This window comes from Nonomuraea sp. NPDC005650 (genome assembly GCF_040605375.1).
In the GTDB taxonomy this organism is placed as follows: Bacteria; Actinomycetota; Actinomycetes; order Streptosporangiales; family Streptosporangiaceae; genus Nonomuraea.
Genome location: NZ_JBEXCR010000060.1, coordinates 1 through 20,874, shown reverse-complemented (window position 1 = coordinate 20,874; position 20,874 = coordinate 1). Strand labels below are relative to the sequence as shown.

General features: G+C 70.8%; 26 protein-coding genes. 14 read left to right on the top strand and 12 right to left on the bottom strand.

The window, feature by feature from the left end; all coding sequences use genetic code 11:
* The first annotated feature begins 7 nt into the window (after window positions 1–7).
* The gene (locus tag ABZS69_RS58780) at window positions 8–1,237 is read left to right on the top strand and encodes a MurT ligase domain-containing protein (protein WP_355391018.1); all 1,230 of its coding nucleotides are present in this window, start codon (window positions 8–10) and stop codon (window positions 1,235–1,237) included.
* The gene (locus tag ABZS69_RS58775) at window positions 1,227–1,940 is read left to right on the top strand and encodes a glutamine amidotransferase (protein WP_355391016.1); all 714 of its coding nucleotides are present in this window, start codon (window positions 1,227–1,229) and stop codon (window positions 1,938–1,940) included. The genes ABZS69_RS58780 and ABZS69_RS58775 overlap by 11 nt, the downstream gene beginning before the upstream one ends.
* Before the next feature lie 67 nt (window positions 1,941–2,007).
* Here the strand turns inward: ABZS69_RS58775 and ABZS69_RS58770 are convergent, their stop codons facing one another.
* The gene (locus ABZS69_RS58770) at window positions 2,008–2,370 is read right to left on the bottom strand and encodes a DsrE family protein (protein WP_355391013.1); all 363 of its coding nucleotides are present in this window, start codon (window positions 2,368–2,370) and stop codon (window positions 2,008–2,010) included.
* 91 nt (window positions 2,371–2,461) lie between these two features.
* Between ABZS69_RS58770 and ABZS69_RS58765 the strand changes: the two genes are divergently transcribed.
* From ABZS69_RS58765 to ABZS69_RS58750, 4 genes are all read left to right on the top strand, one after another.
* Complete coding sequence (locus ABZS69_RS58765) at window positions 2,462–2,950, top strand: FABP family protein (protein ID WP_355391011.1); 489 nt, start codon at window positions 2,462–2,464, stop codon at window positions 2,948–2,950.
* Between the two features lie 6 nt (window positions 2,951–2,956).
* Entirely contained in the window at window positions 2,957–3,253 is a 297-nt protein-coding gene (locus ABZS69_RS58760; protein WP_355391008.1) for a DUF2470 domain-containing protein, read from the top strand.
* Window positions 3,254–3,539: 286 nt separating this feature from the next.
* Window positions 3,540–3,953: a Fur family transcriptional regulator gene (locus ABZS69_RS58755; protein ID WP_185070409.1), complete on the top strand. Its 414-nt coding sequence runs from the start codon at window positions 3,540–3,542 to the stop codon at window positions 3,951–3,953.
* A 49-nt stretch (window positions 3,954–4,002) separates the two neighbouring features.
* Window positions 4,003–4,941, top strand: coding sequence for a folate-binding protein (locus ABZS69_RS58750; RefSeq protein WP_355391004.1), 939 nt, complete (start codon window positions 4,003–4,005; stop codon window positions 4,939–4,941).
* Window positions 4,942–5,001: 60 nt separating this feature from the next.
* Here ABZS69_RS58750 and dtd read toward each other — a convergent pair whose 3' ends face one another.
* Window positions 5,002–5,427 carry a D-aminoacyl-tRNA deacylase gene (dtd, locus tag ABZS69_RS58745; protein WP_355391001.1) on the bottom strand — a complete coding sequence of 142 codons (426 nt, stop codon included), beginning with the start codon at window positions 5,425–5,427 and terminating at the stop codon, window positions 5,002–5,004.
* Between the two features lie 71 nt (window positions 5,428–5,498).
* On the opposite strand from dtd, the gene ABZS69_RS58740 reads away from it, so the two are divergent.
* The gene (locus ABZS69_RS58740; protein WP_355390998.1) at window positions 5,499–6,407 is read left to right on the top strand and encodes an asparaginase; all 909 of its coding nucleotides are present in this window, start codon (window positions 5,499–5,501) and stop codon (window positions 6,405–6,407) included.
* Here the strand turns inward: ABZS69_RS58740 and ABZS69_RS58735 are convergent.
* Together ABZS69_RS58735 and ABZS69_RS58730 are read right to left on the bottom strand one after the other, a co-directional pair.
* Window positions 6,404–8,011, bottom strand: a complete 1,608-nt coding sequence (locus tag ABZS69_RS58735) for a DUF2207 domain-containing protein (protein WP_355390995.1) — start codon at window positions 8,009–8,011, stop codon at window positions 6,404–6,406. The two genes, ABZS69_RS58740 and ABZS69_RS58735, sit on opposite strands and share 4 nt — an antisense overlap.
* Before the next feature lie 28 nt (window positions 8,012–8,039).
* On the bottom strand, window positions 8,040–9,128 hold the full coding sequence (locus ABZS69_RS58730; protein WP_355390992.1) for an FAD-dependent monooxygenase: 1,089 nt from the start codon (window positions 9,126–9,128) through the stop codon (window positions 8,040–8,042).
* Window positions 9,129–9,233: 105 nt separating this feature from the next.
* On the opposite strand from ABZS69_RS58730, the gene ABZS69_RS58725 reads away from it, so the two are divergent.
* Complete coding sequence (locus tag ABZS69_RS58725; RefSeq protein ID WP_355390989.1) at window positions 9,234–10,145, top strand: TetR/AcrR family transcriptional regulator C-terminal domain-containing protein; 912 nt, start codon at window positions 9,234–9,236, stop codon at window positions 10,143–10,145.
* Here ABZS69_RS58725 and ABZS69_RS58720 read toward each other — a convergent pair.
* The 6 genes from ABZS69_RS58720 to ABZS69_RS58695 form a co-directional block, all read right to left on the bottom strand.
* Entirely contained in the window at window positions 10,142–10,876 is a 735-nt protein-coding gene (locus tag ABZS69_RS58720; protein ID WP_355390986.1) for an alanyl-tRNA editing protein, read from the bottom strand. The genes ABZS69_RS58725 and ABZS69_RS58720 overlap by 4 nt on opposite strands.
* Window positions 10,877–10,901: 25 nt before the next feature.
* Complete coding sequence (locus tag ABZS69_RS58715) at window positions 10,902–11,267, bottom strand: DUF2516 family protein (RefSeq protein ID WP_355390983.1); 366 nt, start codon at window positions 11,265–11,267, stop codon at window positions 10,902–10,904.
* A gap of 116 nt (window positions 11,268–11,383) precedes the next feature.
* Window positions 11,384–11,782, bottom strand: coding sequence for a hypothetical protein (locus ABZS69_RS58710; RefSeq protein ID WP_355390980.1), 399 nt, complete (start codon window positions 11,780–11,782; stop codon window positions 11,384–11,386).
* 3 nt (window positions 11,783–11,785) lie between these two features.
* On the bottom strand, window positions 11,786–12,277 hold the full coding sequence (locus ABZS69_RS58705) for a helix-turn-helix domain-containing protein (RefSeq protein ID WP_355390977.1): 492 nt from the start codon (window positions 12,275–12,277) through the stop codon (window positions 11,786–11,788).
* A gap of 63 nt (window positions 12,278–12,340) precedes the next feature.
* Window positions 12,341–13,246, bottom strand: a complete 906-nt coding sequence (locus tag ABZS69_RS58700) for a M56 family metallopeptidase (protein ID WP_355390975.1) — start codon at window positions 13,244–13,246, stop codon at window positions 12,341–12,343.
* Window positions 13,243–13,599 (bottom strand): BlaI/MecI/CopY family transcriptional regulator, encoded by a 357-nt coding sequence (locus tag ABZS69_RS58695; protein ID WP_355390972.1) that lies wholly within the window; start codon window positions 13,597–13,599, stop codon window positions 13,243–13,245. The genes ABZS69_RS58700 and ABZS69_RS58695 overlap by 4 nt, the downstream gene beginning before the upstream one ends.
* Window positions 13,600–13,703: 104 nt before the next feature.
* Between ABZS69_RS58695 and ABZS69_RS58690 the strand changes: the two genes are divergently transcribed.
* The 3 genes from ABZS69_RS58690 to ABZS69_RS58680 are packed head-to-tail and all read left to right on the top strand — an operon-like array spanning window position 13,704 to window position 16,487.
* Entirely contained in the window at window positions 13,704–14,177 is a 474-nt protein-coding gene (locus tag ABZS69_RS58690) for a DUF305 domain-containing protein (protein WP_355390969.1), read from the top strand.
* A 2-nt stretch (window positions 14,178–14,179) separates the two neighbouring features.
* The gene (locus ABZS69_RS58685; RefSeq protein ID WP_355390966.1) at window positions 14,180–15,967 is read left to right on the top strand and encodes a cytochrome c oxidase assembly protein; all 1,788 of its coding nucleotides are present in this window, start codon (window positions 14,180–14,182) and stop codon (window positions 15,965–15,967) included.
* Window positions 15,968–15,983: 16 nt separating this feature from the next.
* A complete protein-coding gene (locus ABZS69_RS58680; RefSeq protein ID WP_355390964.1) occupies window positions 15,984–16,487 on the top strand; it encodes an O-acetyl-ADP-ribose deacetylase in 504 nt (167 codons plus the stop codon).
* Here the strand turns inward: ABZS69_RS58680 and ABZS69_RS58675 are convergent.
* Window positions 16,484–17,302, bottom strand: a complete 819-nt coding sequence (locus ABZS69_RS58675; RefSeq protein ID WP_355390961.1) for a class I SAM-dependent methyltransferase — start codon at window positions 17,300–17,302, stop codon at window positions 16,484–16,486. The genes ABZS69_RS58680 and ABZS69_RS58675 overlap by 4 nt on opposite strands.
* Entirely contained in the window at window positions 17,295–18,038 is a 744-nt protein-coding gene (locus tag ABZS69_RS58670; protein WP_355390958.1) for an SDR family NAD(P)-dependent oxidoreductase, read from the bottom strand. The genes ABZS69_RS58675 and ABZS69_RS58670 overlap by 8 nt, the downstream gene beginning before the upstream one ends.
* A gap of 162 nt (window positions 18,039–18,200) precedes the next feature.
* Between ABZS69_RS58670 and mshA the strand changes: the two genes are divergently transcribed.
* The 3 genes from mshA to ABZS69_RS58655 are packed head-to-tail and all read left to right on the top strand — an operon-like array spanning window position 18,201 to window position 20,722.
* Complete coding sequence (gene mshA / locus ABZS69_RS58665; protein WP_355391159.1) at window positions 18,201–19,439, top strand: D-inositol-3-phosphate glycosyltransferase; 1,239 nt, start codon at window positions 18,201–18,203, stop codon at window positions 19,437–19,439.
* Between the two features lie 36 nt (window positions 19,440–19,475).
* Entirely contained in the window at window positions 19,476–19,955 is a 480-nt protein-coding gene (locus ABZS69_RS58660; protein ID WP_355390955.1) for a YbjN domain-containing protein, read from the top strand.
* 23 nt (window positions 19,956–19,978) lie between these two features.
* Window positions 19,979–20,722, top strand: coding sequence for a phosphoglyceromutase (locus ABZS69_RS58655; RefSeq protein ID WP_355390952.1), 744 nt, complete (start codon window positions 19,979–19,981; stop codon window positions 20,720–20,722).
* The last annotated feature ends 152 nt before the right edge of the window (window positions 20,723–20,874 follow it).

Here is a 20,874-nt window from a genome sequence, read left to right as displayed (position 1 = left end):
CTTGGGCATGACCCAGCTTCCTCTGCGGGCCCAGCTCGCCAGCGCTCTGGGCCGCAGTGCCGCCACGCTGTCCAAGATGACCGGGCGTGGGGACGGCTCGGTGATCGGCGGGCGAGTGGGCCTGCTGCTTGAGCCCGACCTCCTGCGCAAGCTGGCCCGCGACCGCAAGCTGGCCCTGGTCAGCGCCACCAACGGCAAGACCACCACCACTCGGCTGATCACCTCGGCGCTGCTCGAGCTCGGAGACGTCGCCACCAACGCGCTGGGCGCCAACATGCCCGCCGGCCACGTCTCGGCGCTCTCCCAGAACAAGGCGGCCCCGTACGGCGTGCTGGAGGTGGACGAGAAATACCTGCCGGAGGTCCTCGACACCACCGGCGCGGGCGTCGTCTGCCTGATGAACCTCAGCCGCGACCAGATGGATCGTGCCGCCGAGATCTGGCTGCTCGCGCAGAAGTGGCGCAGGGCCCTGTCCGGCAAGCCCACCCACGTCATCGCCAACTGCGACGACCCGCTGGTGACCTGGGGCGCCTCGACGGCGGCCAAGGTCACCTGGGTCTCCGGCGGCCAGCGGTGGAAGGAAGACTCCTGGTGCTGCCCTGAGTGCGGCGGCCCGCTCGACCGTAAGGACGCCGACTGGGCGTGCAAGGAGTGCACGTTCCACCGGCCGGAGCCGCAGTGGGTGCTCGACGACGACGTGGCCGTCGACCCGCGCGGGCAGCGGTGGCTGCTCGACATCCAGCTTCCCGGGCTGGCCAACCGGTCCAACGCGGTGATGGCGCTGGCGGTGTCCGAGGCGTTCGGGGTGCCGGTGGAGCGGGCGCTGCCCCGGCTGCGCGAGGTCACCTCGGTGGCCGGCCGCTACACCACCGTCGAGCGCGACGGCCGCCACGCGCGGCTGCTGCTGGCCAAGAACCCGGCGGGGTGGCTGGAGGCGTTCGACGTGGCCGACCCGCAGCTGCCGATCATCCTCTCGGTCAACGCCAACGGCCCCGACGGGCGTGACACCTCGTGGCTGTGGGACGTCGACTACCGCATCCTGCGCGGGCGCCCCGTCTTCGTGACGGGCGAGCGCCGCCTCGACCTGGCGCTCCGGCTCGACGTGGCGGACGTGCCGTTCACGCTGTGCGGCACGTTCGCGGAGGCGCTGGCCATGCAGCCGGCCGGCCGGGTCGACGTCATCGCCAACTACACCGCCTTCCAGCAGATCCGAACGGAGTTCGGCCGTGCCGTCTGACAGCGCCCTTCGCATCGTCTGGATCTACCCTGACCTGCTGAGCACGTACGGGGACCAGGGCAACGTGCTCGTCCTGGAGCAGCGCGCGAACCGCAGGGGGATCGCGACCGAGACGATCCACGTACGCTCGGCGGACCCGGTGCCGGAAACGGGCGACATCTACCTCATCGGCGGCGGCGAGGACCGGCCCCAGATCCTGGCCGCCGAGCGCCTCCGCCGTGACGGCGGCCTGCACCAGGCCATCGCCCGGGGCGCCGCCCTGCTGGCGGTGTGCGCCGGATACCAGATCATGGGCAGCACGTTCGGGGGCGAGGAGGGCCAGCCGGTGGACGGCATCGGCCTGCTGGACATCGCCAGCTCCCGCGGCCCCGCCCGCGCGGTCGGCGAGCTGGCCGCCGAGGTCGACGCCGCACTCGACCTCCCCACCCTGACCGGCTTCGAGAACCACATGGGCGTCACCCACCTGGGCCCCGGCGTCAAGCCGCTGTCGCGGACCCTCGTCGGGGTGGGCAACGGTGACGGCTTCGAGGGCTGCTACGCGGGCCACGTGGTGGGCACCTACCTGCACGGCCCGGCCCTGGCCCGCAACCCGGCCCTGGCCGACCTGCTGCTGTCGTGGCGCGTCGGAGCCCTCGCGCCCCTCGACAGCTCCCGCTACGAGGCCCTCCGTCAGGAACGCCTGACCGCCGTCCTCCCGGGCTGACCGTCCCGGCTCCACCACACCGCCCCGGCCGTACGCGCCCGAGGCGGTGTGGCCCCGCCCGGCGCCGTCAGTAGACCAGGGCCTGGGCGCCTTCGCTGACCACTTCCTCGACGAACGCCGGAGCGCCCGCGATGCGGACCCCGTCGATGAGATCGTCCACGGTGATGTTCCTGCGGGCCGCGCACTGGGTGCAGAGTGTCACGCGCCCGGCGGCCAGCACGACATCGAGCAGGTCGGCGAGCGGCGCGGCGTGCGGCAGGCTGAACTCCTTGGCCCTGCCCGGCAGCGCGAACCACGACGCCTCGCCGGTCAGCCACAGGGAAACGGGCACGCCGCTCGCGAGCGCGGCGGCCGCGACATTGAACGCCTGGTTGCACCGCTCAGGGGCGTCCGCCCCGGCGGTCACCTTGATCACCAGCGATCGTTCCATGCCGTCACCCTAACTCCCCCCGGCTCCCGGCGAAGGAGGAGCATGAGGATCGAGGCCGTGCGGCGGGTCGGGAGCACTAGGCTTGGGGAACATGGAAGAACCTGAGGTGCACCCCGCCCTGGAGCCCATCGCGTTCCTGCTCGGCCGGTGGGAAGGCGCCGGTGTGGGCGGCTACCCGTCGATCGAGAGCTTCAACTTCGGGCAGGAGATCGAGTTCGGGCACAACGGGAAGCCGTTCCTGAGCTACGTGAGCCGCACCTGGCTGCTCGACCAGGACGGAAACCGGGTCAGGCCGCTGGCCACCGAGTCGGGGTTCTGGCGCCCGCAGCCCGACAGGCAGGTCGAGGTGGTGCTCTCCCACCCGACCGGGATCGTCGAGATCTACATCGGCGAGGTCGTCTTCCACAAGATCGAGCTGCGCACGGACGTCGTGGCCCGCACCGCCTCCGCCAAGGAGTACACAGCGGGGCACCGGCTGTACGGGTTGGTCAACGGCAACCTGATGTGGGCGTACGAGATGGCGGCCATGGGCCACCCGCTCACGGACCATATGTCGGCGGAGCTGAAGAAGGTAGCTTGAGCCGATATGAGCACGCCTTTCACCGCTGACGCCGTCGAGGCGATCAAGCGCCACATGAATGACGACCATGCCGGGGATTCGCTGATCATCGTGCGGGCGCTCGGCGACCGGCCCGAGGCCACCTCGGCGGTGACGAGTGACGTGGACGCGGAGGCGATCGAGTTCACGGTCGACGGCGGCGACCGGGTGCGGGTGCCCTGGGGGGAGACGCTCACCGAGCGGGCCCAGGTGCGCAAGGCCGTGGTGCGGCTCTACCGGGACGCGTGCGACAAGCTCGGGATCGCGGCGCGCGGCGAGCACTGAGAGGGCATGAAGAGGGCCCCAGGCTAACTCCACCTGCTGGGCAGGCGGGCCGGATGGACCATGGCCGGGATCGGCGTCCCGCCCTCCGGCTGCCGGGGGCCCCGGTGGTTGCCTCGTATTTCGCGTACGTCACGAGACAACAGTCCGCGACGCTAGCGGACAACCACCTCGCTAGCCCAACTATGATTCACCATTGTTTGGACCACCTCCTTTCCGCGTACCAAAGACGCTATGCGCTCTCGCTCAAAAGGGGCAAGTGAATATCGCTGAGTCGTAGACTCGGGGCATGACGGAGACGCAGTGGCATGAGGAACTCCGCGCCAAGGGCTACCGGGTCACCCCGCAGCGCCAGCTCGTCCTTGAGGCGGTCAAGACGTTGGAGCACGCCACGCCCGAGGAGATCTGCGTCAAGGTGCGCGAGACCGCGCGCGGCGTGAACATCTCCACGGTCTACCGCACGTTGGAGCTGCTCGAAGAGCTCGGCATGGTGACCCACACGCATCTGGGGCACGGCGCGCCGACCTACCACCTGGCCGCCGAGGCCGATCACGTGCACCTGGTGTGCCGGGGGTGCGACGAGGTGTTCGAGGTGCGTCCTGAGCTGGCCGACGGGCTGGTCAAGGGGCTGGACGAGGAGCTGGGGTTCGTCGCCGACGTACACCATCTGACCGTCTTCGGCCGGTGCCGCAACTGCCGGTAGGCCGATCCGGCAGTCGGGCGTCGGCGTGGGTGCGGATAGCCTGGAAGGCATGCGTAGCCCTCTGCTCGATCTCCCCGGTGCCGTCGCGGCCGACGAGCCGGATTCCGACGTAGCGGCGCACTACGGCGACCTGTTCGCCGAGCAGCGCGCGCTGGCCAAGGGTGAGGCGGTCGTCGACCGCAGCAACCGTGAGGTGGTCCGCATCTCCGGCGTCGACCGGCTGAAATGGCTCAACGACCTGACCTCGCAGAAGCTCGACACGCTGCGCCCCGGCGAATGGACGCAGACGCTCGATCTCGACCTGCAGGGCCATGTGCTGCACCACCTGACGCTCGTCGACGACGGTGAGAGCCTGCTGGCCCATGTCGAGCCGGGCACGGCGCAGAGCCTGATCGACTATCTCGACCGGATGCGGTTCATGCTGCGGGTCGAGGTGTCGCGGGCCGACGACCTGGCCGTGTTGTCCACGGCGACGGAGGACTTCTTCGTGCCGCGCGACGAGCTGCCCGACCACCTGGGCAAGCCGCTGGCGGGGCTGTGGGCGTACGAGGCGCTGCGGATCGAGGCGCACCAGCCGCGGCTGGGGTTCGACACCGACCACAAGACGATCCCCCATGAGGTGGCCTGGATCGGCACGGCCGTGCACCTGAGCAAGGGGTGCTACCGCGGCCAGGAGACGGTCGCCCGGGTGCACAATCTCGGGCACCCGCCGCGCCGCCTGGTGTTCCTGCACCTCGACGGCAGCGTCGACACGCTGCCGGCGCACGGTGATCCGGTGATCTTCGAGAGCCAGGAGGTGGGCGTGGTCGGGTCGGCCGCCCGCCACCACGAGCTCGGGCCGATCGCGCTGGCCGTGGTCAAGCGCACGGTGCCGGTGGACGCGCCGCTGCTGGCCGGCGGGGTGGCCGCCGCGCAGGAGGTCATCGTGCCGCCGGACGCGGGCCGCAACGTCTCCATCGACCCGGCCCTGCGCCGCCGCGTCCGCTGAGAGATCGGGAAAGCCGGGCTTGAGGCCCCCGGAAGGGGCCGCGGGCCCGGTTTGGCGCGTTCAGAGGTCGAGGACGAGGGTGATCGGGCCGTCGTTGACGAGCGACACCTTCATGTCGGCGCCGAAGACACCCGTCTCCACGTGCGCCCCCAACCCCCGCAGCTCCTCCACCACGGCCTCCACCAGCGGCTCCGCGACCGGCCCCGGGGCGGCCGCCTGCCACGTGGGCCGGCGCCCCTTGCGGGCGTCGCCGTACAGGGTGAACTGGCTGATCACCAGGAGCGGCGCCGACACGTCCGAGCAGGACTTCTCGCCGTGCAGGATGCGCAGGCCCCAGAGCTTGGCCGCGAGTTTGGCGGCCTCGGCCCGCGTGTCCGTGTGGGTGACGCCCACCAGCACCAGCAGGCCGGGCTCGTCGATGGCCCCCACCGTCTGACCGTCGACCACCACCGACGCCGAACTCACCCTCTGCACCACTGCTCGCATGGCACCCCATTCTGGACCAGTAAGAGAGCGGCGAGAACGGTCCGTAGACTCATGCCGAAAGGAGAGGCGAAATGTCGATGATTGTGGAAGTTGTCCGATCCGGGTTCGTGGAGTCCACGCATCAGGCTCACATGCTGACCGTGGACGCGGAAGGACGCCCGGTCGAGGCGAAGGGCGCGGTGCACGTTCCCGCGTCGCCACGGTCGTCGATGAAGCCGCTCCAGGCGCTCGGCATGCTCCGCTCCGGCCTCGGCCTGGAGGGGGAGCTGCTGGCGCTGGCCTGCGCCTCGCACTCGGGCGAGCAGTTCCACGTGGACGGCGTCAGGAAGATCCTCGCGGGCGCCGGGCTGGAGGAAGCGGCGCTGCTGTGCCCCGAGGACTACCCGTACGACCGCAGTGTCACCGAACGCGGGCGCGTCTACATGAACTGCTCGGGCAAGCACGCTGCCATGCTGGCCACCTGTGTGCTGAACGACTGGCCCACCGAGTCCTACCTTGAGCCCAGGCACCCGCTCCAGCGCGCGATCCGCGAGACCGTGGAGGACCTGACGGGGGAGCGGGTGGCGGCATCCGGGGTGGACGGGTGCGGGGCGCCGCTGTTCTTCGTGTCGATGCTCGGCGTGACGAAGGCGTTCAGGGCGTTCCCGATGTCGTCCCCCGACTCGTACGAGCGCAAGATCTTCGAGGCGATGAGCACCTACCCCGAGTGGACCTCGGGCACCGACCGCCCCGAGGCCAAGCTGATGCGCGCGCTGCCCGGGCTCATGCTGAAGGCGGGGGCGGAGGCGTTCGACGCGTTCGTGTTCGAGGACGGGCGCGCGGGCACCGTCAAGATCGAGGACGGCTCGCAGCGCGCCCGCGTCCCGGTCACCGTGGCGGCCCTGCGCTCGCTCGGCCTGGACGCGCCCGAGCTGGCCGAACTGGCCGCCCCGCCGGTGCTCGGCGGCGGCCGGCCGGTCGGTGAGCTGCGACTGCGTTAGAGGGTGCGGAACTGGCGGGCCGCGGAGATGGCGCCCGAGGTCGTCGTGGTGAACGTCCGCATCGACCCGGCGAACTTGGACAGGTCCCACTCCGCGGGCCCGTGGTACCAGTACAGGTTGTCGGACTGGTGGCCGTTCCCCGTGACCGAGGCCACCACCCGCGACCAGTGCTCCACCCCGTCGAAGATCACCGCATAGGGCAGATACCTGGAGAACAGCTCCACCCGGTGCTGCTCCGGCACGTTCCCCAGCTCGCCGGAGAACAGGTACTGCCGGAAGCCCATCGTGTGCGCCAGCGCCGCCGAGCCCTTGGCCGTCTTGGCCGGCATGTACTGTCCGCCGGCGGCCAGCGCGCCGCCCGCGATGATCAGGGCCAGCCCCAGCAGCCCGTACGTGGTGAACCAGGCCAGCCCCACCGTGGCCAGGATGCCGACCCCCATGAGGATCACGCCGACCGTCGTCCACCTGGTGCGCTCGGTGTCGGGCCGGCGGGCGAACCAGCCCTGCCGGACCACGTCGGCGTACAGCGCGTCGCGCACCTTGCCCAGATGGGCCGCGAACGAGCCGGACAGCTGCGACAGCAGCACCCCGTCCCGTCCCTCGAAGATGGCGTCGTACAGGGCGCGCTCGTACGGCAGCAGCGCGTTGACCGGCGCGTTCGGCAGCCGGACCAGCATCCAGTCGGGCGCGTCGTACGTCTGGCGCGGCTGCTCGTCGATCCGCAGGTAGCCGCGGACCGCGAGGTCCACGATCGTCGCGGTCACGTCGACCACATCGGCCTGTTCGTCCACCAAGGTGCCGATCTGGCCGGGCCGGACGCCGTCGGGCGGGGAGAAATGGCCGTTCTGCACAGGATCGACCGGGCTCTGCGCGTGGCCGGCGGCCCTGGCGTCACGGCCACGCGTCCAGTAGAGCAGGGCGACGCCGCCGAGCAGGAGCACCAGCAGGCCGGCCAGGGCGCCGCCGGTGACGAGGTTCAGCGTGAACGCCGCGGCCAGCGAGAAGCGCTTCTCCAGGATGGGGGCGCCGGAGCTGGACCCCTTGGGGTAGCCGATGACCACGGTCAGGGCCTGGCCGGGCGCGATGTTCTCCTGCTCGAAGTCGGCCTGGGTGGCCGAATGGTCCATGGAGGCCGAGGTGCAGCCGATGGCCGAGGTCAGCTCCCCGGCGAAGCAGGACAGGTTCTGGACCTGCCCGGGGCCGTCCACCTTGACCGTCGCCTTGGCGACCTGCTGGCTCCAGCCGTTCACCGCGAACCAGCGCAGCTCCTCGACACCGCCCGAGGTGGTCACCGCTCCCTTGACGTCGTACTCGACCGTTCCGTCGCCCTTCACGGTGAGCACGTCGCCGGCGAGGGTGCCGCCCTTGACGTTCGAGATCTGGTAGACGCGGTCGTTGCCGTCGTCGTACCGCGTCCTGGTGATGAACGTCCGCTTGAGCTCCCCCGACGCCCCGCTGATCTTCTCGACCACGTGCAGGGTGCCGTTCTTGCCGAGGGTCATCGTCACCTCGTCCGTGATCCCGGCACCCGCTGCGTGCGCGGGTGCGGCGGTCAACGTCAGAGCGGTGGCCCCGAGCGCGGCCATCGTGAGTCTGATACCCATGGCGGCAAATCGTATCGGTTCGTGACTGTCAGTCCAGCGTGATGCTGGTTGCGGCCCGCTGAACGCTCTCCGGCGAGGCGCCCTGGCCGGGGTTCTCGAGGGCGAGAGCCTGGTTCTGCGCGACGTACGGGCGCAGGCGCTCCTCGTACCGGTCGAAGGCCCCGATCGGGTCCCTGCCGAGCTCCTGCGCCAGCACGTACGCCCCCACCAGCGCCAGGCTGGTGCCCTGCCCCGACAGCGGCGAGGCGCAGTAGCCCGCATCGCCGACCAGCGCGATCCGGCCCTTCGACCAGCGCTCCATCTTGACCTGGGCCATCGCGTCGAAGTAGAAGTCGTCGGCCTGCCACATGGCCTCCAGCAGCTTGGGCACCTCCCAGCGCAGCCCCGAGCACCGCTCCTGGATCAGGCGCTTCTGCCCTTCGACGTCGCGGTGGTCGTAGTCGACCAGGCCCGCGCCGAAGCCCAGGTTGACCCGCATCACGGCGGTGTCCCGGTCGCTGAAGACGGCACCTCCCACGTCGCCCTCGCGGAACCAGGTCTGCCAGTGGTCCAGGCCGAGGAAGTTGTCGGCGGTGAAGATGGAGACGTACATGCCGAGGTGGGTGAGGAACTGCGCTTCGGGGCCGAAGGTGAGCCTGCGCACGTTGGAGTGCAGGCCGTCGGCGCCGATCACGTAGTCGTAGCGCCCCCGGCCGCCGCTCTCGAACGTCACGTCCACGCCGCCGGCGTCCTGGACGAGGGTGGCGATCGAGTCGCCGTAGACGTACTCGCCGCCGGAGACCGAGGTGAGGACGGCGGTCAGGTCGTCGCGCATGATCTCGATGTCCGGGCTGTCGAACCGGCCGCCGCTGATCGTCTCCTCGTAGCTGCGCATCAGCTCGTTGCCGTCGCCGTCCACCATGGACATGCCGCGCATGGTCGTGCGCAGGGCCCTGATCTGCTCGATGACGCCCGTCTTCGCGACCACGTCCAGCGCGGCCCCTCTGATGTCGATGGCCTGACCGCCCTTGCGCGGGGCCGGGGCCCGCTCGACGAGCGTGGTCTCGTACCCGTGCCGCCCCAGCCAGTACGCCAGGACGGGGCCGCCGACGCTCGCGCCGGAGATGAGCACCTTCATGGTCTGCTCCTTGTCGAAGTTGACGTTGTACGCTGAATGTACGACGTACGGACAGCAGCTCACAAGGGTATGATGGCGGGATCTGTACTAGTACAGGAGGTCAGGATGGCAGCGCCCTACGCCGAGATCGTCGCCGACATCAAGCGCCGCATAGCCGAAGGCCGGCTCCGCCCGGGAGACCGCGTCCCGTCCACCAGGCAGATCGCCAGAGACCGGGGCGTCGCCCTGGCCACCGCCGCCAAGGCGCTGGCGCTCCTGGCCCAGGAGGGCGTGGTGGTCGCCGAGCCGCGCGTGGGGACGATCGTGGCCGAGCCGCGCGGGGGCAGGCAGGCGGCCCGGCGGCCGGATGTTTCAGGCAATGAGGAGACGCGGGAGCGCATCGTACGGGCCGCCATCGAGATCGCCGACGCCGAGGGCCTCCCCGAGCTGACCATGCGCGGCGTCGCCGACCGGCTCGGCATGGCCACCATGTCCCTCTACCGCCACGTGGGCGGCAAGGACGACCTGATCCTGCTGATGGTCGAAGCCGTCATCGACGAGTTCCCGCTGCCCGCGCAGGCCTCGGACGGCTGGCGGGCCAGGCTGGAGACGTCGGCCCGCCTGCAGTGGGCCGGCTACCGCGCGCACCCGTGGATGGCCGGCGTCACCTCGCTGACCAGGCCGCTGCCCTCGGCCAGCCTGCTCAGGCACACGGAGTGGGCCATGGCGGCGCTGGCGGGCACGAGGCTCGACGCCACGGCCAAGATGCACGTGCACACCCTGGTCTACAGCTACGTGCAGGGCATCGCCGCCAACATCGAGCTGGAGCGGCGCGCCCAGGCCGCCACGGGCGTCAGCGCCGACGAGTGGATGGCCGATCAGGAGGAGCACCTGCTCTGGATCACCGAGTCGAACGACTATCCGGCCTTCGCCGGGGTCGTGGCCGAGCTGGGCGGCGACTTCGACCTCGACCTGGACCGGCTCTTCGAGTTCGGGCTCGGCCCGCTGCTCGACGGCCTGGCCAAGGTGATCGACTAGTCGGAGATCTGGATGCGCAGCCGGCGGAAGCCCCGGCCCTTGCTCTCGATCTTGGCCACCTTGATGTGGCCGATCTGCTTGGTGGAGGCCACGTGGGTGCCGCCGTCGGCCTGGGTGTCGAGGCCCACGATGTCGACGATCCGCACGTCCTGGACGGCCTCGGGGACCAGGTTGGTGGCCGTGCGGATGATGTCGGGGATCTCGAACGCCTCCTTGCGGGGCAGCACGCGTACGTCGATGCGCCGGTCGGCGGCGATCTCGGAGTTGCACGCGTCCTCGACGGCCTCCTTGAACCCGGCGGGCACCTCGGGCAGGTTGAAGTCCATGCGCGCGCTGAGCTCGTCCATGTTGCCGCCGGTGACGAGGCAGCCGTAGTCCCTGAACACCACCCCGCACAGCACGTGGAGCCCCGAGTGCGTACGCATGAGGGCCGAGCGCCGCTGGTCGGCCACCGCCGCCCGCACCACGGTGCCCACCGGCGGGATCGGGTCGCCCTCGGCCGGGATCAGGTGGAGGTCGTCACCCTTGCGCGCCCCCATGATGCGGGTCTCGACGCCCTGCCAGATCAGCACCCCGTGATCCGCCGGCTGGCCGCCGCCACCCGGGTAGAACGCCGACCTGTCGAGCACGATCCCCTCGGGCGTCGCCTCCAGCACGACCGCCTCGAAGTCGCGAAGAGCCTGGTCCGACAGTTCCAGCCGCTGGGTGCGCCCGTGGAGGTCGTAGGTCATGTCGGCAGCCTAACGCCCGGGCAGGTCACCAGGGGCCGTAGGGACCGTTGTTGCCCCGGCCGCCCATGCCCTTGACGGCCGGCTTGACGTCCACGATGTAGATCGTGGCGGCGATGACCGCGAGGATCGAGAAGAAGCCCAGGCCGATGCCGATGAACTCGGCGCCGCCGAAGACGAGGAAGGCGTTGAAGTAGCTCCACGCGCCCGCGCCCGAGAACAGCGTCGCCAGCACGAGGATCAGCAGCCAGAGGTTCTTCTGCAGCTTGCCCGCCGAGACGAACGCCGCGGTCGGCACCCGTGCCGCGTGCACGAGCGCGTATACCGACATTCCGAAGATGACGGCGGCGAGCACCAGGAAGAGGAGGTTGAAGACACCATTGATCAAATTCATGTTGTTGGCTCCGCACAACGCCGCAATGAAATCGGCTTCAGCCTAATAGGCCACCCCGACAGACGGGCACCCCAAAGCGGAAAGCCCGCCTCCCCGGGAGGCGGGCTTTCGCTGGATCACTTGGCCTTGGTGGTGCGGGGCTTCCTGGCCGGCGTGGCGGGCTTGGCGGCCCGCGAAACCTCTTCGAGCTCCAGCGCGGCGTCGCCGCTCGTCTTGCTGACGACCCGGCGGCCGCGCGTGGCGAAGTCCTCGTAGGCCTCGGTGGCCCTGCCGGCGAGCTGGTCGGCGTACCCGCGGGCCTTCTCCGGGAACTCCTTGGCGAAGCTCTCGGCCTTGCCGGCGTACACGCGGGCCCGCTCCGGCAGGTCCTTGGCCAGCTCGGTGCGGCGCGACTGCAGCTTCTGCAGCTGCTCGGGCAGCTCGCGGAGCTTCTCGACCGCGAAGTCGCCGACCCCGGCGACGGCGTAGAACGGCTTGGACTCCGTAAGCTTCTTGACCTCGGTTGCGAGCGTCATGGGTTAACCTTCCTTGGTTTCCTGGGTGACGTTGCCGTTGCCGGAGGGCGCCGTATAGGGCTCAAGAGCGGCGAGAAACTCCTCCGGCAGCGGTTCGTCGTCCGATTCGGAGTCGTGCCGAGGGCGAGCATTCTGGGAGGTCTGCTCGTCTTCGGCGCGCTTCTCCTTGCGGAACGACTCATAGATATCAATCAGCACCTGGCGTTGCCGCTCGCTGAGGTGCGTGTCGGCCCTGATCGCCGTGATGACGTCACTCGGCGGCTCACGGTCGTCGATGAGGCCCGCCTGCACGTAGAGCGCCTGCGAGGAGATGCGCAGACCCTTGGCGATCTGGTTGAGGATCTCCGCGCTCGGCTTGCGCAACCCGCGCTCGATCTGGCTCAGGTAGGGGTTGGAGACCCCTGCCGCCGCCGCGAGCTGGCGCAGCGAGATCTGCGCCTGCTGCCGTTGCTCACGGATGTATTCACCGATCGAGCCGACCTTGGGTAGTGCCATGCCCCATAGTCTGCCCCGTAGTGCTTGCAATTGCAAACGGGGCAGTTAACACCAGCAAGCACGTCAGAGCTGGAAGACCCACAGGAGCGGTGCTGAGGTGACCAAGGTCACAGAAAGTGCGATGTAGCCGTAGCGCACCGGGGCGGCCAGCTCGGGACCCGGCTTGATCAGGCGGTCGACCCTGGCCATGACGTGCTTGGCGTGCACGCCCAGCATGCCGTGCGGGGTCGGCATGGCGCCCGCCGTACCGAACCTGAGCAGCGCCGTCGCCAGCCTGCGCGGCGAGCAGTAGCGCCGGGCGCGGTCGTCTGCGGCCATCTCGACGAGCAGCTCCACCTGCGACTGCGCGTCGGCCACCACCTTCGACCAGGGCAGCGCCCTGCGCAGCGCGGCGAACGGCAGCAGCACCAGGTCGTGCCGCTCGCGCACGTGGGCGGCCTCGTGCGCGAGCACGGCCGCCAGCTCGTCCTCCGACAGCAGCTTGAGCGCGCCCTCGCTCACCACGACCTGCGAGCGCAGGCCGGGCACGCAGTACGCGGCGGCGCTGGGGTGGTCGAGCACCCGCACCCCGGGCACGCCCGGATCGTCGTGGGAGATCAGCGCGAGCAGCATGCGGTGCCGCCGGCGGGCGCGCAGCGCCTGCATGCCCGCGGTGAGCAGCACCGCGATCAGCACGGTGAGGGCGGTGAGCCCCGCGATCAGGGCCAGCACGTGCAGCGGGTCCCACGCCTCAAGCGGCGCCCGCCCCTGCGCGAACGCGATCAGCCCGGGCAGCACCCCCTCGCCGTACGGCTGGACCGCGTAGGCGAGCATGGCGCCGGTGGTGGCCAGGCCCCAGGCCACGCCGAGGGACTGCCAGACGATGATGGCCAGCCGGGGAGCGCGTGAGGTCCACCGGGCAGTCGTGAAACGCCAGGAGCCAACCGCGCACGCCGTGGCGAGCGCTGCCAGCGCCGCTGCCGTGATCACTCTTCCTCCAGCTCCGTAAGGGCTCTGCGCAGGATCTCCGCCTCCGAGCCCGACACGGCCTGGGCGAAGCGGGTCAGGGCGGCCGATCGGTCGCCCGTCATGTCCAAGGCTTCAAGCATAAGCTCGGCAATGTACGCGTCGCGGCTTTCGGCGGGTAGATATCTCCACGCGCGGCCGTCCCTGGTGCGCTGGAGGAAGCCCTTGCGGGTGAGGCGGTCGAGGACGGTCATCACCGTGGTGGGGGCAAGATCGCGGTCGGCAATGAGTCGGCCGACCTCACGGGCGGTCAGCGCGCGGCTCTCCGCCCAGAGGATGTCCATGATGCTGCGCTCAAGCTCGCCAAGACCCTTCACGTCCTTCAGCGTAGCTCTACAACCTGTCGAGCTGGCATTCGGGGCGTGTGAACCAGGTCTCCGTGTCGTGCGTATCTCCGTGCATGCGTTGGCGAACAGCGGTTGTGGCCCTGCTTGGTCTCGTGCTGGCGTCCGGGTGCGCCGCCTCGGCGGACAGCACGGCGACGCACGTCCAGGCGGACGTGGTCTTCAGCCAGGAGATGATCACACACCATCAGCAGACGATCCAGCTGGCCGAGGTGGGGGCCAAGAGCGGGAAGTCCGCGTACGTACGTGACCTGAGCACGAAGCTCATCGCGGAGGAGAAGGCGGACATCGACATGATGTCGTCGTGGCTGCAGTCCTGGCAGCAGCCGGTGCCGCCGGACCCGACCGCCCAGATGGGCTCGGAGCTGAAGGCCGGCTCCGGGTTCGACAAGGAGTGGCTGTCGGCGTTGTCCGGGCATCTGGAACACGGCCTGATGATGGCCGAGACCGTCAAGAAGGCGGGCAAGCACGGGCCCACCCTGGAGCTCGCTGACAAGATCATCACGGCGCAGAAGGCGGAGCTGGCCGAGATCGCCAAGCAAGCGGGCTGACCGTGGCCAGGGCGTTCCCGTACATCGTCGAAGGTCGCTCGGCCAGGACCCGCGCCTCGGCCAGGACGTACGCCGGCGCGGCGGTGGCCGCCGGCGTCGTGGTGCTGGTCGTCGTGCTGCGGTTCGGCGGGGCGATCAAGCCGGAGATCCCAGGGCTGCCCACCGCCGGGCCGCTCACCGAGTGGGGGCTGCCCCTGGCCCGGTTCTGCTACGACGTGTGCGCGGTCGGCTGCGTCGGGACGCTCACGGCCGCCCTCCTGGCTCCCGCCTCCTCCCCGGAGTCCCTGGCCTGCCGCCGCGCGGCCGGCCGGTGGGCGCTCGGCTGGGCGCTGGCCACGGCGCTCAGCTACGTGCTGACCCTGTCCAACCTCATCCCGCTGCCCGTCGGCGCGCTGCTCGCCTCTCCGGACATGCTGGAGTTCGGCGTCTCTATCCCGCAGACCCAGGCGCTGCTCCTGGTCCTGGCCGTCACCGCCGTCCTGGGCCTCTCCCGGCGGCTGCCCGCCGGGGTCCGGCTGGCGGTCGCGGTGTTCGGGCTGCTGCCGCCCGCGTACGTCGGGCACGCCGCCTCCGCGGGCGACCACGACATCGCCGTCTCCGCCCTCATGTCGCACCTGGTGTCGGTCTCGGTCTGGGTCGGCGGCCTGGTCGCGGTCCTCGTCCACTTCCGGCGCTCCGCGGATCTGCCGACGGTGCTGGCCAGGTTCAGCGCCCTCGCCCTGTGCTGCTTCGCCGCCGTGGCCGTCTCGGGCGTGGCCAGCGCCTGGGTACGGCTCAGCGACCCGTCCGACCTGTGGCAGAGCGCGTACGGGCAGCTCCTGCTGGCCAAGACCGCCGCCCTCGTGGTGCTCGGATTGTTCGGCTGGACCCATCGCCGCCGCACGGTCGCGGGCGTCGCCGACCGCACCGTACGCGGGACCTTCGTCCGCCTGGCCACCGGCGAGGTGATCGTGATGGCAGCGGCCGTCGGGCTGGCCATCGGCCTGTCCCGCACCCCGCCACCGCCCGGCGGCGGCGGTGGCCATGACCAGGCCGCCCTGGACTACGCGCTCGCCCCCTTCACCCCGGGAGCGCTGATCACCGAGGTCCGCCTGGACCCGACCGTCCTGATCCTGCTGATCCTGCCCGCGGTCGCCTACGCGATCAACGTGCGCAGGACGGCCGCCTGGCCCGCCGGCCGCATGGTGGCCTGGTACGCGGGCCTGGCGCTGACCGCGCTGGTGCTGCTCGGCGGGGTCGGGAGCTACGCGCGGGCGATGTTGTCGGTGCACGCGGTCCAGCACACGGTGCTCACCGTCGTCGCCCCGCTCCTGCTCTGCCTGGGCGCCCCGGTCGCGCTCGCCGGCCGGCGCCGGCTGCTCGCCCATCCGGCCGTCTACTTCGCGGCGTTCGTCCTCCTCTACGGCACGCCCTGGTTGTCGTGGTCGCTGTCCGGCTACGCCCCCCACCTGCTTACCGAGCTCCTGTCCTTGGGCCTCGGCCTGCTGGTGTTCGGCGTGCTGACCGGGACGGACCCGGCGACGTGGGGCGAGCGCGCCCGCCTGCTGGCCGCCGTGACGCTGACCCACCTCGCCGTCGGGACGTACCTGCTGCTCGCCTCCCCGGTCGCGGCCGACTGGATCTCGCTCGCGGCCCCGCCCGGCGCGCCCGGCGTCCTCGCCGACCAGCGCCTGGCCGGAGCCGTGGTCATGCTCCTGCCGCTGCCCGCGCTCGTCCTGCTGGCCGTGCGCATGGTGACGGGCAGGGCGGCGGGCAGGGGGAGCGCGGTAGTAGCGCGCGCGGGCCGGTGATTGTCACCCTGGTGGGATGCACATCACGCTGGTGAAGGGCGACATCACCGAGCAGCGGGCGGACGCCGTCGTGAACGCCGCCAACTCCTCCCTCATGGGCGGCGGAGGCGTGGACGGCGCCATCCACCGCCGCGGCGGTCCGGAGATCCTGGAGGAGTGCCGGAGGCTGCGTGCCGGCCACTACGGCAAGGGGCTGCGCACCGGACAGGCGGTCGCGACGACGGCCGGGCGCCTGCCCGCCAAGTGGGTGATCCACACGGTCGGGCCGGTGTACTCCATGTCACAGGACCGTTCGGAGCTGCTGGCCTCCTGCTACCGGGAGTCGCTGCGGGTGGCCGACTCGCTGGGGGCCAGGTCGGTGGCCTTCCCCGCGATCTCGACCGGGATCTACGGCTGGCCCATGGACGACGCCGCGCGGATCGCCCTGGACGCGGTGCGGCAGGCGGACACGTCGGTGGAGGACGTTCGCTTCGTGCTGTTCGACAGTGCGGCCTACGCCGTGTTCGAGGCACGCCTCTAAGCGCGGGGGTCCACCGCTGAGAACGGGAGGGTCAGCTCGCCGAGCCGCCACCGGGCCGGGCCGCCGAGCGGCGGACGCATGGGGACGGGCCAGGAGCCCGACAGCGCGCGCACGGAGGCCAGCCACCGCTGCCGCAGCCCATGAGCCCCGTACGGCGCGCTCACCGCCCACGCGTGGTCGAAGTCGCTCAGGAACGCATGGATCCGCTCACCCGGCACATTCCGGTGGATGAGCGCCTTCGGCAGCCGGTCGGCCAGGTCAGAAGGCCGCTCGAAGGCCTCGAAACGGGCCGAGAACGTGATCGTCCTGGGCCCTTCCGGAGAGAGCCCCACCCAGACCGCGCGCCGCCCGTTCTCGGACGAGGTGCCCTCGACCAGGACGCCGCCGGGGGCCAGCCGGCCTCTGAGCACGTCCCAGTAGTGCCAGGCCTCGGCCTCGCCGTACTGCCTGAGGACGTTGAAGGCCCGCACCACCGTCGGCGGGCGCGGCACGGGCAGCTCGAAGCCGCCCAGCCGGAAGCTCAGGCCCTCCCGCTCGTACGGCTTGGCCACCGCCACCCGCGCCGGGTCGATCTCGATCCCGACGACCTCGACGCCGGGGGCCACCAGGCGCAGGCGGGTGAACAGCTCCAGCGTCGTCGTGTGCGACGCCCCGTACCCGAGATCCACCACGAGCGGTCGTTCGGCGGCCCGCAGCAGCCCGCCGTGGGCGGCGGCGAGCCATCGGTCGGAGCGGCGCAGCCGGTTGTGGCCGGTCGTCCCTCTCGTGATGGCGCCGACCGGTCTGCCCCCGGCTCCGGCGGCCGGTCTAGCCACTGACGCGGTGGACCTTGTGCTGGGCGGCCTGGGCTCTCGGGCGGATGATCATGCGGTCGATGTTCACGTGGGCGGGGCGGGTCACGCACCAGGCGATCGCGTCGGCCACGTCCTCGGAGGTCAGCGGGTCGGGCACGCCCTCGTAGACGCGGGCCGCGGCCGCCTCGTCGCCGCGGAACCGGGTGACGGCGAACCCCTCGCTCTGCACCATGCCCGGCGCGATCTCCACGACCCGCACCGGCTGGCCGACGAGCTCCAGGCGGAGCGTCTCGACCATCGACGTCTGCGCGTGCTTGGCCGCGACGTAGCCGCCGCCGCCCTCGTACGACACCAGGCCCGCCGTCGAGGTCAACATCACCAGCACGCCGTCGCCGGACTCGACGAGCCTGGGAACGAGCGCCTTGGTCATGCGCAGGGAGCCGAGCACGTTCACGTCGTACATGTGCTGCCAGTCATCCAGGTGCCCCTCCGCGACCGATTCAAGGCCGAGGGCGCCACCGGCGTTGTTGACCAGCACGTCGCACCGCTCGAGCGAGCCCGCCAGCGCGTCGACCGACTCCTGGGAGGTCACATCCAACGTCACCGGCCTGATCGAGGGCACCTCCGCGGCGAGCTTGTCGAGCCGCTCGCGCCGCCGCGCACCCGCCACCACCTCGAAACCCTCGGCGGCGAGCCGTCGCGCGGTCGCCTCCCCGATCCCGCTGCTCGCCCCGGTCACCACTGCCGTTCTCCGCATGCTCCTCATCCTGCCAGCACGCCTGGGGACCGTTGACGACAGCCCTTAATCCCCCGTTATGACCATGTGTCGGGAATGTCGCAAAAAATTGGATGGTTATAACCCGCTTGGAGGTGATGTCGAGTGAGGCGAAGACGGGTCAGCCGGGTCGCGACCATCAGCATGCACACATCGCCCCTGGACCAGCCCGGAACGGGCGACGCCGGAGGCATGAACGTGTACATCGTGGAGTCCGCCAAGCGGCTGGCTCAACTCGGCGTGGAAGTGGAGATCTTCACCCGGGCCACCGCCCGCGACCTCCCACCCGTGGCCGAACTCGTCCCGGGCGTCCTCGTCCGCCACCTCACCGCGGGACCGTACGAGGAGATGGACCGGAGCGAGCTCCCGAGCCAGCTCTGCGCGTTCCTGTCCGGAGTGCTGCGGACCGAGGCCATGTACGACCCTGGCCACTACGACGTCATCCACTCCCACTACTGGCTCTCCGGCCAGGTCGGCTGGCTGGCCAAGGAACGCTGGGGCGTGCCACTCGTCCACACCATGCACACCATGGCCAAGGTCAAGAACCTCCTGCTCGCCCAGGGCGACAACCCGGAGCCCCGCGCCCGCGTGGTCGGCGAGGAGCAGGTCGTGCAGGTCGCCGACCGCCTCGTGGCCAACACCGTCGACGAGGCCCGCGAGCTGATCGACCTGTACGGCGCCGTCGAGGAGCGCGTCGCCGTCGTGAACCCGGGCGTCAACCTCACCGTCTTCCAGCCCGCCTCCCAGGGCGCCGCGCGCCGGCGGCTCGGCCTGCCGCAGGACGCGCACGTCCTCCTCTTCGTGGGCCGCATCCAGCCGCTCAAGGCCCCGGACGTGCTGCTCCGCGCCGCCTCCAGGATGCTCATCGACGATCCGTCGCTGCGCGACCGCCTGGTCGTGGCCTGCGTCGGCGGCCCCTCGGGCAACGGCCTGGCCAGGCCGTCCCTGCTCACCGAGTTGGCCGCCGAACTCGGCATCTCGGACGTCGTCCGCCTTGTCCCCCCGGCCCCGCAGGAGGAACTGGCCGACTGGTACCGGGCCGCCTCGGTGACGGTGGTGCCCTCCTACAGCGAGTCGTTCGGCCTCGTCGCCCTGGAGTCCCAGGCCTGCGGCACGCCCGTGGCCGCCGCGGCCGTGGGCGGGCTGCGCACCGCCGTGCGGGACGGGGTGTCGGGCGTCCTCGTGGACGGCCACGACCCGGCGCAGTGGGCGCAGGCGCTGCGCCGCTTCGTCGTCGCGCCGCGCTGGCGCGACTCGTTGTCGGCGGGAGCGCGCGCGCACGCGGCCGCGTTCGGCTGGCAGGCGACCGCGTCCCGCCTGGTCGAGACGTACACGGCCGCTGTCGCGCACCTGCACAAGACGCCCATAGCGCTGAACCTTTAGCCCCGACTTTTGTTCTGGGGCTTCTATCCTGTCGGCATGCGCGATGTCGTCGAAGCCGCGCTCAAGGCCGCGGACGTCACCTACGACGAGCCGCGGCCGGGGGCGTTCCTGGTCAAACTGCCCGGGCAGCACAAGCTCGCCACCATGACCTGGTTGATCGTGGGGGATCAGGCGCTGCATGTCGAAGCGTTCTTCTGCCGCCAGCCCGACGAGAACCACGCCGAGTTCTACCGCTGGCTGCTTGGCAAGAACGGCTCCATGTACGGCGTGCACTTCTCGCTCGATCCCATCGGGGACGTGTACCTGGTGGGCCGGGTGCCCCCGGCCGCCGTCACCCCGGAGGAGGTCGACCGGCTGCTGGGGTGCGTGCTGACGTACTCGGACGACTGGTTCGACCGGGCGCTGGAGCTGGGGTTCGCCTCGTCGATCAGGCGGGAGTGGGAATGGCGGGTTAAGCGCGGGGAATCGCTGGCCAACCTGCAGGCGTTCGCCCGTTTCGCCGACCCGGAGCGGTGACACCTGACCATAGGATTGGCGATATGGCGACTTTGGTGCTGCTTAGGCACGGCGAGAGTGACTGGAACGCGAAGGGCCTGTTCACCGGCTGGGTGGACGTGAGCCTCTCGGCCAAGGGCGAGGACGAGGCCCGTCGCGGCGGCAAGCTCCTCCAGGACGCCGGACTGCGCCCGGACATCGTCCACACCAGCCTGCTGACGCGGGCCATCCAGACGGCCCAGCTGGCGTTGGCGGAGGCGGACCTGCTCTGGCTGCCGGTGACGCGGAGCTGGCGCCTCAACGAGCGCCACTACGGCGCCCTCCAGGGCAAGAACAAGGCCCAGACGCGCGAGGAGTTCGGCGACGAGCAGTTCATGCTGTGGCGCCGCTCCTACGACGTGCCGCCGCCCCCGATCGCGGACGACGACGAGTTCTCCCAGTCCGGCGACCCCCGCTACGCCCTGCTTCCCCCGGAGCTGATGCCCCGTACGGAGTGCCTGAAGGACGTGGTCGAGCGCATGCTCCCGTACTGGTACGACTCGATCGTCCCCGACCTGTCGGCCGGCCGCACGGTCCTGGTGGCCGCCCACGGCAACTCCCTGAGGGCCCTGGTCAAGCACCTGGACGGGGTCGGCGACGAGGAGATCGCGGGCCTCAACATCCCGACGGGGATTCCGCTGCTGTACGAGCTCGACTCCGACTTCCAGCCGCGGCGGCCGGGCGGCGAATACCTGGACCCGGACGCCGCCAAGGCCGCCATCGAAGCCGTCGCCAACCAGGGCCGCTGAAACGGCCTTCCACGGGGTGGCGCTTCGCGCGAAGGGGCTCAGGCTGGGTTGTGTGGGCGGTGCCGACCCCGCCCACCCCGTGACCGTCCCGTCGCTGCGCACCCCGCTCTGGCGCGTGCTGGTGACGCTCATGCCCGACCGCCGCTTCCAGG